Annotated in this window: 9 protein-coding genes and 7 pseudogenes; 7 read left to right on the forward strand and 9 right to left on the reverse strand. The window is 57.8% G+C overall.

Annotated features, from left to right (window positions below; all coding sequences use genetic code 11):
• Positions 1–9 precede the first annotated feature (9 nt).
• Positions 10–1,116, reverse strand: a pseudogene (locus CO657_RS22365) (alkyl/aryl-sulfatase); the annotation flags it as partial.
• Between CO657_RS22365 and CO657_RS22370 the strand changes: the two are divergent.
• From CO657_RS22370 to CO657_RS22395, 5 genes and pseudogenes are all read left to right on the forward strand, one after another.
• A pseudogene (locus CO657_RS22370) lies at positions 1,115–1,735 on the forward strand (DDE-type integrase/transposase/recombinase); the annotation flags it as partial. The pseudogenes CO657_RS22365 and CO657_RS22370 sit on opposite strands and share 2 nt — an antisense overlap.
• A 155-nt stretch (positions 1,736–1,890) precedes the next feature.
• Positions 1,891–3,180, forward strand: a complete 1,290-nt coding sequence (locus CO657_RS22375; RefSeq protein ID WP_054186035.1) for an ATP-grasp domain-containing protein — start codon at positions 1,891–1,893, stop codon at positions 3,178–3,180.
• 115 nt (positions 3,181–3,295) lie between these two features.
• A pseudogene (locus CO657_RS22380) lies at positions 3,296–3,761 on the forward strand (helix-turn-helix domain-containing protein); the annotation flags it as partial.
• 522 nt (positions 3,762–4,283) lie between these two features.
• Positions 4,284–5,541, forward strand: a pseudogene (gene ltrA / locus CO657_RS22390) (group II intron reverse transcriptase/maturase).
• Positions 5,542–5,621: 80 nt separating this feature from the next.
• Positions 5,622–6,110, forward strand: a pseudogene (locus CO657_RS22395) (IS630 family transposase); the annotation flags it as partial.
• A 615-nt stretch (positions 6,111–6,725) separates the two neighbouring features.
• Here CO657_RS22395 and hemN read toward each other — a convergent pair.
• A complete protein-coding gene (hemN, locus tag CO657_RS22410; protein WP_054185950.1) occupies positions 6,726–8,078 on the reverse strand; it encodes an oxygen-independent coproporphyrinogen III oxidase in 1,353 nt (450 codons plus the stop codon).
• Between the two features lie 336 nt (positions 8,079–8,414).
• Here hemN and CO657_RS38065 point away from each other — a divergent pair, with 336 nt between their 5' ends.
• Together CO657_RS38065 and CO657_RS38070 are read left to right on the forward strand one after the other, a co-directional pair.
• Entirely contained in the window at positions 8,415–8,546 is a 132-nt protein-coding gene (locus CO657_RS38065) for an NAD(P) transhydrogenase subunit alpha (RefSeq protein WP_007637035.1), read from the forward strand.
• Positions 8,547–8,589: 43 nt separating this feature from the next.
• Positions 8,590–8,637: pseudogene (locus CO657_RS38070) on the forward strand (hypothetical protein); the annotation flags it as partial.
• Between the two features lie 164 nt (positions 8,638–8,801).
• Here CO657_RS38070 and CO657_RS22425 read toward each other — a convergent pair.
• From CO657_RS22425 to nifD, 7 genes and pseudogenes are all read right to left on the reverse strand, one after another.
• Entirely contained in the window at positions 8,802–9,257 is a 456-nt protein-coding gene (locus CO657_RS22425) for a phasin (protein WP_054186405.1), read from the reverse strand.
• A gap of 869 nt (positions 9,258–10,126) precedes the next feature.
• Positions 10,127–10,444, reverse strand: a complete 318-nt coding sequence (fdxB, locus tag CO657_RS22435; protein ID WP_054186392.1) for a ferredoxin III, nif-specific — start codon at positions 10,442–10,444, stop codon at positions 10,127–10,129.
• Positions 10,444–10,644: a CCE_0567 family metalloprotein gene (locus CO657_RS22440; RefSeq protein ID WP_054186391.1), complete on the reverse strand. Its 201-nt coding sequence runs from the start codon at positions 10,642–10,644 to the stop codon at positions 10,444–10,446. Before CO657_RS22440 ends, fdxB begins: the two co-directional genes overlap by 1 nt.
• A 24-nt stretch (positions 10,645–10,668) precedes the next feature.
• Positions 10,669–11,157, reverse strand: coding sequence for a NifX-associated nitrogen fixation protein (locus tag CO657_RS22445; protein ID WP_088397325.1), 489 nt, complete (start codon positions 11,155–11,157; stop codon positions 10,669–10,671).
• 18 nt (positions 11,158–11,175) lie between these two features.
• Positions 11,176–11,493: pseudogene (locus tag CO657_RS22450) on the reverse strand (nitrogenase component 1); the annotation flags it as partial.
• A gap of 58 nt (positions 11,494–11,551) precedes the next feature.
• Positions 11,552–13,093 (reverse strand): nitrogenase molybdenum-iron protein subunit beta, encoded by a 1,542-nt coding sequence (gene nifK / locus CO657_RS22455; protein WP_054186339.1) that lies wholly within the window; start codon positions 13,091–13,093, stop codon positions 11,552–11,554.
• Between the two features lie 122 nt (positions 13,094–13,215).
• Positions 13,216–14,718, reverse strand: a complete 1,503-nt coding sequence (nifD, locus tag CO657_RS22460) for a nitrogenase molybdenum-iron protein alpha chain (RefSeq protein ID WP_007636846.1) — start codon at positions 14,716–14,718, stop codon at positions 13,216–13,218.

Here is a 14,718-nt window from a genome sequence, read left to right on the forward strand (position 1 = left end):
AATTTCCGGGTCTATCTTGCCTGCGGAGTGACCGACATGCGGCGTGGAATTGATGGACTGTCGGCGTTCCACATATTCCTCGCCATTGTCAGGCGTGATGAGGTTGATGACGTATTCAAGACCTTCGATCTTGCTGCTGTCGGCGAATTCCGAGGAAATTGAGCCAGAGTTCGGTGGTCATCCCCCGGATCGTGTCGACCCCACTGCTCTTGGGCGCAGTACCTTTCGGCATGCCGTGGCGAAGTTCGTAGGCGGCGGCGAGGAAGCTGTTGCGCACGCTCGGGCTCTCTTTTTGGTAGCCGATCTGCTCAAAGATATCCGCCACAAGATCTTTCGCTGTCTGGTTGCCGGGCTCGGCATAGACGAGCTTGTTCATGATCTCCATTGCCTCACGATATTTGCCGGCGCCGTAGAGCTGTGTACCCTTGGCCATAATTTTTTCCGCGCCGCCCATCATCTCGACATACAGGGGTGCAGACTCGCGTGGCGATAGCGGGATCAAGGTCGCCGGATTGCCATCCCAGTAGCCGAGATAGCGATTCAGCACAGCGCGGCTATTATGCTCCTCAGACCCGTGATAGCTATGCGCTGCCCACTGTTTCTGAAGGCTGGCGGGCAGCTTGTAGACATTTTGGATCTCGTTGATCGTGACGCCCTGGTTGGCAAGGTGCAGTACATTGTTGTTGAGATGCGCATAGGTGTCGCGTTGTGCCCGCATGACCTCCTGAATGCGTTCGTTCCCCCAGCGCGGCCACCTATGGGCGGCAAACATGAACTCTGCCTCTGTCCCGTAACGGTATAGAGCGGTGCTGACATGCTTCGACCAGGCCAGCGCATCGCGCACGAGGGCCCCGCGCAACGTGTAGATATTGTGGATGGTCCCGGTAATGTTCTCTGCCGCCCAGAAAGCCTTGAACTGCGGAAACCATGTATTCATCTCCGCCGGCGCTTCCGTGCCTGGCGTGTTCTGGAATTCCATCGTGACGCCATCGATCGTCAACTCTCGAAATCTTTCTCGAAGTAGCGCGTCGGCTGGATCAGGCCCAGGTTACCGGCGGCAGTATTCTTGCCGATAGACTGGTCCACGTGACCGAACAGGCTGCGCGGCAGCAAGACCGGCCCGAAAGAGCCGAAATCGACGGTGCTCTCCGTCGAGGAGGAGGCTGTTATCGTTGCCTTTCGCCGGTATACGCTGCTGCCGCTCGATGACTGCCTCTATGCACTGCAGCCGACAATCCCGCATCTTACGCGGTCTTCGCTGCATCGTTGCCTGCAGCGTCACGGCATCGGCCGCTTGCCAGATGTCGACGGCGACAGGCCGGCGAAGAAGAAGTTCAAGAGCTACCCGATCGGCTACTTCCACATCGACATTGCCGAGGTGCGCACCGAACAGGGTAAGTTACATATATTCGTTGCCATCGATCGCACCTCAAAGTTTGCCTTCATCGAACTGCACGAGAAGGCGACCACCGCCGTCTCGCGCGAGTTCCTCCTGCGCTTGATTGCAGCCGTCCCCTACAACATCCACACCGTGCTCACCGACAACGGGATCCAGTTCACCACGCCCGGTGCTGGAGGCTCCGCTGTGCCGCTGATCAAAGAAGCAATCGCCAATGGAGAACCTTTCTCCCATGCCTTCGAATATACCTGCGCCACTAACGATATCGAGCACCGCACCACCAAGGTAAAGCATCCATGGACCAACGGTCAGGTTGAGAGAATGAACCGAACCATCAACATTCAAAAATCATTCAACAAAGTTTACAAATTCTTTGCAATTATAGATCGCGGACAATGGTACCTTCACCTCGAATCTGGGCCAGGCACGAACAAAGGCTGATGCCTGCTGATCCTCAGACCGCCCAAAGAGTGCAACGGAGGTCATCGCCAATGGCAAGAAGGACGCTCATCCTGCTTGAAGGCCACAGAAGTATTGGTCCAATGTACTTAAAAGAAGCCCGAGGACTTGGCCTCAATCCAATTACTCTGTCGGCTGATCCAACCGAGTACGATTATCTTGCAGCGGAAGGAGTCGACGTAATCCAAGTGGATACAGAAAATCTCGGTGCACTAATCGGCGAATGTTCCCAGCTGCGCGCGAAGCATGACATAGCTGGCATCACCGGCTTTACGACCCTCGACGAGTCGCTCTATGCGACAGTCGGCAAACTCTGCAGGCATTTCGATCTCCCGGGACCCAACCCTGCATCGATTGAACGATGCTGCGACAAATTCGCTCAACGTCAGCTTCTCGCGCAAACCGGTGTGCCGATGCCTGATTATCGCTTGGCAGCGAGCGCGACGGACGTAGAAAAATATGCTGCGGAGATCGGCCTGCCGGTGGTTGTTAAGCCAGCCGCGGGTACGGGCAGCAGCGGTGTCCGATTGTGTCGCAGTGTCAATGAATTAGCGGAACACACAACTTATCTATTGAGCAGAAAGCACACATGGAAGTCGTTGCCAAGGATACTAGTTGAAGAATTTGCACAAGGTCCTTTCTATGGCGCTGATATAATGGGAAATGAGGTCATTGGGATTGGCACCGCTGATTTTGCCTCCCCGCCCCATTTTATCTTTCGTGAGTGCACCTATCCGGCACCGCTAACTGACGACGCGCATAAGCGTATTGCCGATGTTTCGCTAGCCTGTCTGCAAGCTCTCGGCCTTGATTGGGGCCCAACGAGCATTGAGTTCCGGTGGACGAAGCGTGGTCCAGTTGTCATTGAAGTCAATCCACGTCTTTCGGGTGGGACCAACCCTCAAAGGGTTCAACTGGCTTATGGTGTCGATCTCGTTGCCGAGCACATCAAGGTTGTCATCGGCGAGGAATGGAATTTGCGCAGAAGCCGTTCAGACGTTGCGGCCACACGGTACCTTATTCCTGACCGCGACGGCACCCTTGATTGGATCGATGGCGGCAGTCGGGCGGCGGCCGTACCAGGTGTCGCTGAGGTCAAATTTTATGTTGAACCTAAGAAGACGATCGCCAGGAACGGCGATTACCTTGACGCTATTGGACATGTTATTGCAGCCTCACCCAGCCTTGCCCGGACCGAGGCAACACTTGAGCGCGCGGTCGACTTAATCAGTTGGTCGATCGCACCATCTCCGACCGAACAGGAAAAACCACAGCCCCCCCACCTCTCCGCACCACCACAAGTGCCCCCAGCTAAAAGGTGATCATCGCCCAACATCGGTCGAATCGCTAGAGCAAGTCCTGCGATCGATGAATCGATTGTGATGTGACGGCGTCCATCGAAGCTGATTCAAACATCCACAGGAGAAGAGGTGGATGATGGGACAAGCACTGAGCGATGATCTTCGAATACGGGTTTTGAAAGCGTCTGCGGCGGGAATGTCGGCTCGACAGGCCGCAGCTCGGTTCGGAGTTGGGATTTCGACGGCGATCCGCTGGATTGCGAGAGCGAAAGAGGGTGAGCTGACTGCTCGGCCGCAAGGGTGGAGACGCCGGTCGGCGGTGGATGCACACGAGGAATTCGTTGTCACACTGATTGAAGAGCGTAAGGACGTGACGCTCGATGAATGGTCGAACGTTTGTCTGTCGAGCGGCAGGTGAAGATCAGCCGCAGCGCACTTGGCGCTTGGCTTCGAGGCCGCGGATGGACCTTTAAAAAAAGACCGCCCACGCACTGGAGCAGGACCGGCCGGACGTCCTGAAGCGCCGGCGTGTCTGGTTCGACGGCCAACTGGATCTCGATCCGGAGAAACTGATCTTCATCGACGAAAGTGTGCTGCAGAGCAGCGGAAGGAGTTACATGAACTAAGACCGTAGCGTAAAGCTGCGTGAATGATGGGGGAAGGCCCCCCGGGATCGGCTTTCAGGAGCGGGTTCAGTCCGAGCTGCTGCGGTAAAGAGCCGTGGTGGTGAGCGTCGGATGAAAAAGTTCGGACGAGATCCGAGCAGGTGCGTGTCCGAAAGACGAACGAAAGTGAACCCTCCGAAGACGCGCCGTTATGAATAAAGCGTCGTCGAAACCAGGACTGTTTCGTCATCCTGGGACAAGTCCGTCGGGTGCCTGATGATTGGGCGGGCGGCGACCGGCGTAGAGGGGCGTGAGTTGGACACAGGCTTTCACGCGGAACTGCAGGAACCGGGCTCCTGATGCCAAGGGAGAAGCCCAAGCGGAGAAACCGTAAGGCGAGAGTACCGATGCAGGAGACTGGGGCGGACCGATCCGTATGAGCGTTGAGGGCCCTGTAATGGGGCCAGAGCAAAGGGATCGGATCAGGTGGTCGTATTGTTTGGAACAACTGGAAACAGGATGACTTCGATAGGTACGACAGACAAGCCGTTTCGGATTGAGAAGCGGCAAGTGTACGAAGCTTACAAAGCGGTCAAAGCCAACCGTGGTGCAGCCGGGGTGGACGGTGAGACCCTGGAGATGTTTGACAAAGACCTTGCGAGAAATCTCTACAAGATCTGGAATCGGATGTCTTCTGGGGCTTACTTTCCGCCGTCGGTGCGCGCCGTCTCCATTCCAAAGAAGACTGGAGGCGAAAGGGTTTTGGGTGTGCCGACGGTCAGTGATCGGATCGCGCAGATGGTGGTCAAGCAGATGATTGAGCCGGATTTAGAGCCGCTCTTCTTGCCAGACTCCTATGGCTACAGGCCGATGAAGTCGGCTTTGGATGCCGTTGGGGTAACGCGTCAGCGGTGCTGGAAATACGATTGGGTTCTGGAATTCGACATCAAAGGGCTGTTCGACAATCTTCCGCATGATCTCTTGCTGAAGGCGGTCAGAAAAGACGTCAAATGCAACTGGGCTCTGCTCTACATCGAAAGATGGTTGACCGCGCCTATGGAAAAGAACGGAGAAGTCATTGAGCGGACGCGTGGTACCCCGCAAGGGGGCGTGGTCAGCCCGATCCTATCGAATCTCTTCCTGCATTACGCGTTTGACGTCTGGATGACCCGGACGCATCCGGATCTACCATGGTGTCGGTATGCAGACGATGGTCTGGTGCACTGCCGGACCGAGCAGTAAGCAGAGGCCCTCATGGTCGAGCTCCAAGCGCGGCTGGCAGAATGCGGACTTCAGATGCATCCGACTAAGACCCATATCGTCTACTGCAAAGATAATCGGCGCCGGGAAATGTATCCGACTGTCAAATTTGACTTCCTTGGATACCAGTTCAGGCCGCGACAGGTGGCGACTTCACAGCGGAATGAGTTCTTCTGTGGCTATACCCCAGCGGCCAGTCCGGCGGCGCTAAAATCAATGCGGGCCACGATCAAGAGCTTGAACATTCCGCGGCAAACGCCGGGGACGCTGGCTGAAATCGCCAAACAGATCAATCCGCTCCTCCGGGGATGGATTGCCTACTATGGGCGGTTCAGTCGTTCGGCCCTGTTCTCTCACTGACTATGTCGATCGGAAGCTCAAGGCCTGGATCATGCGAAAGTACAAGCGCTTTCGGTTCCACAAAACTCGGGCTTCGCAGTTCCTGCGGCAACTTGCCCGAGATAGACGGGACCTCTTCGTACACTGGCAGGCGTTCGGAACGAACACGTTTACCTGATGGGAGCGGTGTGAATCGAGAGGTTCACGCACCGTTCTGCGAGAGGCCGGCAGGTGAAATCCCTCCGGCCTACTCACCCCGGCCTTTCGACCAAGATGGCACGGCTACGCGGACGTGCACTTCGAGGTGAGCGTTGCCGAGCTGGCGTGCCACATGGCCATTGGAAAACAACGACCTTTACCGGAGCGTTGCGCCTCACTGGGATGACCGCGCCGTTTGTCTACGATGGCGCCATGAACGGTAATGTCTTCCTGGCTTACGTCGAACAGGTATTGGGGCCTACCCTGGAGATCGGCGACGTGGTGGTCATGGACAACCTACCGGCTCACAAGACAGCCGGTGTACGCGACGCCATCGAACGTGTCGGCGCCACGCTCATGTTCCTGCCCCCTTACAGCCCAGACTTCAATCCGATCGAGAACGCATTCTCGAAGCTGAAAGCCATGTTGCGAGGCCGAGCCGAGCGAAAGATCGACGCCCTGTGGGATGCGGTCGGGGCCTTGATGCCTCGCTTCACTGCGGCAGAATGCGCAAACTACTTTAAGGCCGCTGGATATGACCCAGATTGAACAGAATTTGCTCTAGGAATTGCACGGAAGGCGCCGTCGAACGTTTGATCGAAATCCCGCGGCAGGCAAGTCGTGCTACAATTACGAGACCCCTGCCCTCGTCCTTCGACGTGCTCGAACAACCGCTTTCGTGAGCGGGCGAGAGCCGTCGACCATGTGGCGCTCGGTAGCTCACCTCGCGACAAGGCTCCTTCAGGCGCCTGCGCGGCCGCCATAATCGCGATGGGCACATTTCTGCGGACCGGCGCTTGCCGACGCCACCTGAAAGGTTCGACGTCAGTCGCCAACGATATCCTAGACCGCGGCCTGCCGAGATCGAGCTGTATTTCAATGAGCCGAAAAGCTCGACGGTAACGACCTCGACGTCCAGGCGGTAATACGGGCGCGCGCCCATCTGCTTGCGACAGGGCGCCCGATCACCATATTTGTGAGTGCGCCCGCCCTGCTTCACACGAACTTGCGACGTTGATCCTCGTCGACGTGCGGTTGTCGACGGGACTCCTGGGAAGATAACCGCAGGGTCCTCGATCGAGAAACGGGAACTCGATGTCTTCTCGCGCGGCCTTTGATGCGTTTCGTGTCGCCGGAACCGATGCAAACTTCAGGCGACATGCATTAGGCTGCCTTGCTGTGCGTGTGCCCGTGCGAGCCAAAATAGGCGTCGAATGCCGCCGCGACTGCACGGACCATAAAGCGCGCCTCCTCGCATACGACAATCCGTTCACCGCTGATCGTCACGACGCCGTCGGCCATGAGCTCGCCGAGACGGTCGTTGCGCTCGACAAGGAAGCCGGTGTCGAAACCCGACCCGCTGCTCAACTGGCCGAGATCGGCTTCGAAATCGCACATCAGCCTCTCGATGACCCTCGCCCGAAGCTTGTCCTCCTCGCTGAGAAGATATCCCTTGGCGGTCGGCAGCACCCCGAAGGCAATCCGCTCGGCATAGAGGCCGAGAGGCACGTGGTTCTGCATATAGCCGGCCGGCAGCCGCCCGATCGCAGATGCGCCGAGGCCGATCAGGCTATCGCAATCATCCGTGGTATAGCCCTGGAAGTTTCTCCTCAGCGCTCTGTTGCGCGCGGCGAGTGCCAACTGATCGTCCGGCAGTGCAAAATGATCGAGCCCAATGCGCTGATATCCGGCGTTCTGCAGCTCCTCGGCGATCACTTCCGCCTGCTCGTTCCGCTGTTTTGCGTCCGGCAGCGATGCTTCGTCGATCAGGCGCTGATGTTTCTTGAAAGCGGGTATGTGAGCGTAACCGAAAACGGCGAAACGTTCGGGACGCAGTTCTGCAGCCAGCCGGACCGTTTCGATGCAAGATTGGACGGTCTGTTTCGGAAGGCCATAAATCAGGTCGAAGTTGATGCTGCTGACGCCTGCTGAGCGCAACCCGGCGACCGCCCTTTCCGTCTGCTCAAAGGATTGCAGCCGCTTGATACCGGCCTGCACGATCGGATCGAAGCTCTGGACGCCGAGGCTTGCGCGGTCGATACCGTTTTCGCCGAGCGCGTCGATCATGGGGGCGACCAATGTGCGAGGGTCGATCTCGACTGCGACGCCGGCTTTCGCTTCGAATGTGAAGGCGCTCCTGAGCTTTGCCATTAGAGCCGAAAATTCCTGCGGCTTCATGACCGACGGCGTGCCGCCGCCGAAATGCACGTACTTGACGGGCACGTCGTTTCCGGCCGCAAAGGAAACAAGCTCGATCTCCTCCTTCATCACGTCGAGATAGTCGGCGACCGGAGCGTCTTGCCGGGTGATGGTTGTGTGGCAGCCGCAGTACCAGCATATCGAACGGCAGAACGGGACGTGGAGATAAACCGAAACCGGGCCAGCCGCGGCGATATGGGCGAGGTTGCCGACATATTCATCCGGCCCCACGGCGGCTGAAAAAGCCGCCGCCGTGGGGTAGCTCGTATAACGCGGAACCCGCGCATCGCCGTATTTGGCGATCAGATCATCGGACATTTTCGCATCCCTTCCCAAAACAGGATGCTTTATGACCTCCGGCCGCGCCGGCTTCCTTGTCCCAAATCAATGATGACGTCTCAGGCCAGACTCAGCCCGATCTTTGTCCGCTGTGAAAGTCAGCACTTTCGAACCCGCCTAACATCTCGTTCTGACATGGGTCGAGCCGCGATCCCGTCTGTTCGAAGAGACGTGGCACAAGGAAACGAGCAAGAATGACTGATACCGGGTGAAACAACTCAAATTGATGTCCGCGTGGTGTCGCCGGTCGAGCCGCATCCCACGGTCTCGGCACGCTCCATGCGCGGGCCCCCGGCGATATTTTGCTGATCGCCAGTGGAAACTGGTGCCGGCCTAACGGCGGAAATCTCGAACGAAGCCTACCGAAATGCGGAAGTCGTGGTCGTTCCAAGTCCACAGGCCCTCGCCGCGGCCGCCGACGTGATCGTCAAGGTGCGCCCCGACTAATGAGGTCGCCCTGCTGTCGCCTGAAAAGACGCTGATCTCTTTCATCTATCCCGTAGCCAACAACGAGTTGCTCGAGCGGGCTCTGCATTCGGGCGCGAATATGAGCGCCATAGACATGGTCCCGCGCATCAGCCGTGCACAGAAGATGGATGGGAAAGATCGGGGGCTACTGAGCGGTCATCGAAGCGAGTGCGAACTTCAGCTGTTTCTTCACCGGGCCGATCACCGCGCGGTATTTCCAGGCTCTCCTCAGTTTTACGTCGCCTTGAGGTCCGTCAGCACCTTGTCAAAAGCATCCTTGACCGGCTTTGAGATTTCCTCCACCGTCCTGCTTGCGAGTACCCGGAATTCCTTGGCGTGCTGCAAACTTGTCTCAACCCGCTTGCGCAGGAAGGTCGACTGCAGTTCGAGGACCTGCGACGGCGAATTTGCGCTAAGCAAAGCTTGCAGATGCGAGAAGCCGGCCTCGGCGTCGGCCTGCAGTGCAGCGATCGTCTTCCACGACAATTCGTTGCCGAACAGACTTGTCGTTTCGAGGATCGGAGGCAGCATTTTCTGTGTCGCTTCAGCGCCGGACGCAAATTTCAAAAAAGCCTCTGTCACCTGCTTGTTCCCCTTTTCAACGGATGCGCCGAACTGATCTGGCACCTTGAGCGGCGATGACGCCGGGTTTTCGATCGTTTCAAAGGATCTTTCGGAAATCTTGGTCATAGCGTTTTCCTTCTCTTTGAGTTGGTTGCAAGCTGTGACGTCGGGATTGACCCCTTCCGCCGGCGGACTATGCATGGCCGCTTGGTAGAACGTCGGTTCGATGACGAACCGTCATGTGGCCCCCGTTCCGTTCGTTTCATGAACCGCCATCATGCAGACTGCTTTCTGCCGCTTGTAACCAGGATCAGCAAACACCATGCCAACTGCTCAGACGCTCCAAGAAGATGAGTTTCGTTTATCGATGGGCGGATTGATCGGTATTTGGCGGACGAACAAACGTTCTAATCTCGACAATCCGACAATAGGTGTCGGGTGCCCGACATTTGCGAGACATGTGGACAGCTGAGATGGGGACAAGCGAATGAGCATGTAATTCAATCGCGCTCAGGATCGTCCTGTGTCGGATCGTATTGAGCCTGCGGGGTGGAAAGTGACGTTGCGGTCCTCGCCGCAAGTGCCTCCAGCCGCGCACTGGTGTTTGCCTTGACGGTCAGCTTGCGCGAGACATTGCGTGCAAGCGCAGTGCCTTCTTTACACCGGCCGTCATCTGGATAGAAACCGCCGCATCCGCATCCGCGGACCCGGCATGGGACACGAATGTCACCATGTGTGGCGATCCGATCACGGGGCATCTGCCTTGGCAACCGGATAATCGGTTCATCGCCGAAGGCGACGAGACAGCGATCGCCACTTCGCGCTTTTGAAAAAGCTTCACTGAAGAAGCGATGAACTAGCCACCATCGCAACGCTAACTTTGTGGATGGAATGCCACAGGAAGTAACTTCGTTCGTTGGCTTGCGCAGAGTACGAGCAGCAGGAGGCAACAAACCAGATGAAGGCAAAAGCGTTCTCCTGATTTGTTCGCAAGATCACGCAGTAACCTTGTCTGCCGCGAGATGGGTCTGACAGTTCTTCGGGCAGACGCGCGCGCAGGCGCCGCAACCAATGCAGCGGCCGGCCTGGTCGACAACCATGATCATACGATTGAGCTCGCCATCGAAGTCTTCATCCTCGTCGTCGCAGATGCCGAGGATTCCACCCGCTTCATCGACGCCATAGAGGTGCATGACTTCGCGAGAGCAGACTTTGAAGCATCGGCCACAGCCGATGCAGGTTGCAGCATCGATGCAGGTCAGGTACTTCGGCACCCAGCTGGAGCCGTCGCGCGTGACGAAAGAGCCGGTCATCATGAATTCTCCAATGCGGCGAGCTCTTCCTTCGCAGCGTTCAACTCGGCGAAGGCGTCGAACGTCTCTCCAGCAATGGTCTTGATCTTAGCCCAATTAATCGGAAGGTCCTCGGCAAGATCGTGCAACTCCATTTTCGCAGTGGCGGCACGTGACTGCAGCTTACGGACTTTCTTCTGCAGTTCCTCAAGGTCTGACATGATCTCTCTCCTCGAAAACTGATTTCATGATGCCCGCGCAACGTCGGGATAGGTTTCGATAACTGCAATCGCGTCATCGACCATTTTGTTGCCGACCTCGGCGAGCTTGCCAAGCGTCTCAAAGCCGAACCGGTGGACATCGCGCAGGGTCTTCGACAGAACGACCAACCGTCCAGTCGTGAAAAGCACGCGGCCGAAGCCCTCATGGCCGATCGTCATGATCGGCGATGCCAACAGGCCTGTGCACTCTTCGATCACAAGCCCCACGCAACTGTAAAAATTCTGGAGCCTCCACAGCACATCCGGATCGGGATCGCCGATGATCGGGATCTTACGGCGCTGCTCCTTGGTGAGGATGAAGTCGGCCAGCAGGTCAGCGTCCGATTTGCCCTCCCACGCCCCATGGGCATCCTGAGCGCGGATGAGCCTTATGAGGCATCTGAGAAAAGGGGTGGCGAGATCCCCATCCTCCTTGACAGCAGGGCCATCCGTACTTCCTGTCAATGTACCCATGTCCTAGTCCTCCTCATCGAAAGGCTTCTTTTCGGTGGCGCCTGATTCGGTCAGCACCTTGAAGCTCGTTCGCCAGAGCGTTGGACCTGAGGAAGCCGATCCTCGGTTGTCCCAGGAATTGCCCTCACAGCCGAGAGGCCCGTGGATCAGGTGCGCGACGTCGGTGACGGGCTGCAGCACGATCTTGGCGCCATCGAAAGCGCATCCGCCGGCTGCCGCCCCGGGGATCAGCGGCTTCGAGCAGCCGTTCTTACGCGCCTTGGAATCCTTGCTGCGGTTCTTCTCGCAGGCAGGCTCGTCGAAGACATCCTGGACTTTAGCATTGAGCGAGGGCATTGCGGTCTCCAAGTTCAGATGAAGGCGGCCGGCCTCGCAAGGCCGACCGCCGCCGCTCCTAGCGGGTCAGGTCGTAAGAATAGTCCGTCACACCCGGCTCGCTCGTCTCGCGATCGAGCTTGTCGAAGATCTTGTCGAGGATCGTCGTCACGACGCGCAGGCCGCCCTGGTAGCCCATGAGCGGGAAACGGTGGTGATGGTGCCGGTCGAATATCGGAAAGCTCAGCCGGATCAATGGGGTGCCGGTGTCGCGCTCAAGATACTTGCCATAGGAATTGCCGATCATAAGATCTACCGGCTCGGTAAAGAGCAGCGAGCGCAACGCCCACAGGTCCTTGCCCGCCCAGACCTGGGAAGCCTTGCCGAAGGGCGAGGATGCGAGCAACGCCTTCATCTCGGCTTCCCAGGCCGACGTGCCGTTGGTAGCAAGGCAGTGGGTCGGCTCACCGCCGGTTTCCAAGACAAACCGGGCAACAGCGTAGACGAAGTCAGGATCGCCGTAGATCGCGTATTTCTTCCCGTGCAGCCAGGCCTGGCTATCTGCCATAGCGTCGACGAGACGGCCGCGCTCCAGGCCGAGTGCCGGAGGAATTTCCTTGCCGGTAATCTCCGAGACCTTCATCAGGAATTCGTCGGTCGCCTGGACACCCAGCGGATAATGGAACGAGGCCGTAGCCTGACCGACCTCCTTGCAATATTCCAGCGTTTTGCGCGTGCTATAGTGCTGCAGCGACAGGGTCGCTTCGGCGTTCAACGCCGTTTTCACGTCTTCGATCTTCGTGCCGCCGTCATACATGCGGTACGTACCGTCAGACGGCGTGTCGAACTGGTCGGAGGCATCCTGGATGAAGATGTAGGATACGCCCATCATGTCGAGCAGGCGCTTCAGTTCGCGGTTGTTGCCGACGCAGAAGCCGTCGAAGCCGGGAATGATGTTGATGGCTTGGGCAACCTCCTTCCGCTCGTTGCCTTTCCAGAAGTTCTCCAGAATGCCCTTGATCATGCCGTCATAGCCATCGACGTGGCTGCCGACGAAGGCAGGTGTGTGAGCGAAAGGAACATCGAAGTCGTGCGGGACCGACCCTTCGTTCTTTGCGTTTTCGATGAAGCTGTGAAGGTCGTCTCCAATGACTTCGGCCATGCAGGTGGTCGAGACGGCGATCATCTTCGGATCGTAGAGCTTGTATGTATTGGCGAGCCCGTCGACCATGTTCTTCAACCCGCCGAACACCGCCGCGTCCTCCGTCATCGAGGACGAGACCGCCGATGAAGGCTCCTTGAAGTGACGCGACAGATGCGAACGGTAATAGGCGACGCAGCCCTGGCTGCCGTGGACGAAGGACATCGTTTGCTCAAAGCCTGCGGCTGCGAAGACGGCACCGAGCGGCTGGCAGGCTTTGGCCGGGTTCACGACCAGGGCTTTGCGGCCCAGGTTCTTTTCGCGATACTCCCAGGTCTTCGTGAAGTCGTTTTGATCGGCAACGACCTGATCCGGGTGGGGGCATTCGAAATTGGCTTTCTTCTCGGCGAGCATCTGCCTGTATTCCGGCTCGCGGAACAGGGGAGCATGATCGAGAACTTTTTCCGCCGACTGCGGCATAGTAAGCACCTTTCTTTTCATCGCGCCGCACCGGTGGCGGCAATGGGATGTCATCTGTCACGAGTGCGGATCAAGGCCGATGGAAGGGCCTGGCCTGCCCCTTCCCAAGACAGGCCAAGCTCTCATTCGGCCGCAACCGCCTCAGCTGGCGCGGCCTTTTTTTTCCAGGGGACGTCGTAGAGATCCCACACCGGATTATTGATGGCCAGATCCATGTCGCGGGCGAATATGGCAAAGCCGTCATAGCCGTGATAGGGGCCCGAATAATCCCAGGAGTGCATCTGGCGGAAGGGGATGCCCATCTTCTGCACCGGATACTTCTCTTTGATGCCGGACCCAACAAGGTCGGGGCGGATGCCTTCGATGAACTTTTCCAGCTCGTAACCGGTCACGTCGTCATAGATCAGCGTACCCTTGTTCACATAATGGCCGGTGCGCTGATAGTCGTCGTTGTGGGCGAACTCGTAGCCGGTGCCGACGATCCGCATGCCGAGGTCCTCATAGGCCGTGATGACGTGGCGAGGACGCAGGCCGCCGACATAGAGCATCACCGTCTTGCCTTCGAGGCGCGGCCGGTACTTGTCGACGACAGCATCGACCAGGGGCCGGTACTTGGTGATGACAGCCTCGGTCTTGTCGACGATTTCCGGACCGAAGTGCTTGGCTATTTCGCGCAGGGAGGTTTCGATCTGGGACGGACCAAAGAAATTGTATTCCATCCACGGGATGCCGTACTTTTCCTCCATGTGCCGACAGATGTAGTTCATCGAGCGGTAGCAGTGGATGAGGTTGAGCTTGGCCTTTGGCGCGCGCTCGACCTCAGCGAGCGTGGCATCACCCGACCAGTTGCCGACCACGCGCAGCCCCACCTCCTCCAATAGAATGCGCGTAGCCCACGCGTCGCCACCGATATTGTAGTCGCCGACGACGTTGACGTCATAAGGGCCGGTCTCGAACTCGACTTCGTTCTTGTCGAAAACCCAGTCACGGATGGCGTCGTTGGCGATGTGGTGGCCGAGCGATTGCGAGACGCCGCGGAAGCCCTCGCAGCGCACCGGCACGATCGTCTTTTCGTGCTCCTTGGCCTTCTTGCGCGACACCGCTTCAATGTCGTCGCCAATCAGCCCGATCGGGCATTCCGACTGCACGCTGATGCCGTTGTTGAGGGGGAAAAGCGCCTCGATCTCGTCGATGACCTGTTCAAGCTTCTTGTCGCCGCCGAACACGATGTCCTTTTCCTGGAAGTCTGAGGTGAACTGCAGCGTCACGAACGTGTCGATGCCCGTCAGGCCGACGTAGTAGTTGCGGCGTTGCGACCAGGAATAATGACCGCAACCGACCGGCCCGTGCGAGATGTGGACCATGTCCTTGACCGGCCCCCATACCACGCCTTTGGAGCCGGCATAGGCGCAGCCGCGGATCGTCATCACGCCCGGAATGGACTTGATGTTTGATTTGACGTCGCATTCGGAAAGCGCCTTCGGCTCATCGCCAGGCTCGTCGCCGCTCGTTGCGACGCTGAGGTGCTTCTTGCGGCGCTTTGCCGCCTTGTCTGGATATTGCGCTAACACTTCCGCAATGAGCTTTTCATGCAAAACGCTGTCATTCTCGTAATCAAGGCTCAT

Source organism: Rhizobium acidisoli (assembly GCF_002531755.2).
Taxonomy (GTDB): domain Bacteria; phylum Pseudomonadota; class Alphaproteobacteria; order Rhizobiales; family Rhizobiaceae; genus Rhizobium; species Rhizobium acidisoli.

Excerpts from the sequence above, each read along its gene's own strand:
- CO657_RS22375 (WP_054186035.1), top strand. The coding sequence starts at position 1,891 with ATGGCAAGAAGGACGCTCATCCTGCTTGAAGGCCACAGAAGTATTGGT.
- hemN (WP_054185950.1), bottom strand. The coding sequence starts at position 8,078 with ATGTCCGATGATCTGATCGCCAAATACGGCGATGCGCGGGTTCCGCGT.
- CO657_RS22425 (WP_054186405.1), bottom strand. The coding sequence starts at position 9,257 with ATGACCAAGATTTCCGAAAGATCCTTTGAAACGATCGAAAACCCGGCG.
- fdxB (WP_054186392.1), bottom strand. The coding sequence starts at position 10,444 with ATGACCGGCTCTTTCGTCACGCGCGACGGCTCCAGCTGGGTGCCGAAG.
- CO657_RS22440 (WP_054186391.1), bottom strand. The coding sequence starts at position 10,644 with ATGTCAGACCTTGAGGAACTGCAGAAGAAAGTCCGTAAGCTGCAGTCA.
- CO657_RS22445 (WP_088397325.1), bottom strand. The coding sequence starts at position 11,157 with ATGGGTACATTGACAGGAAGTACGGATGGCCCTGCTGTCAAGGAGGAT.
- nifK (WP_054186339.1), bottom strand. The coding sequence starts at position 13,093 with ATGCCGCAGTCGGCGGAAAAAGTTCTCGATCATGCTCCCCTGTTCCGC.
- nifD (WP_007636846.1), bottom strand. The coding sequence starts at position 14,718 with ATGAGCCTTGATTACGAGAATGACAGCGTTTTGCATGAAAAGCTCATT.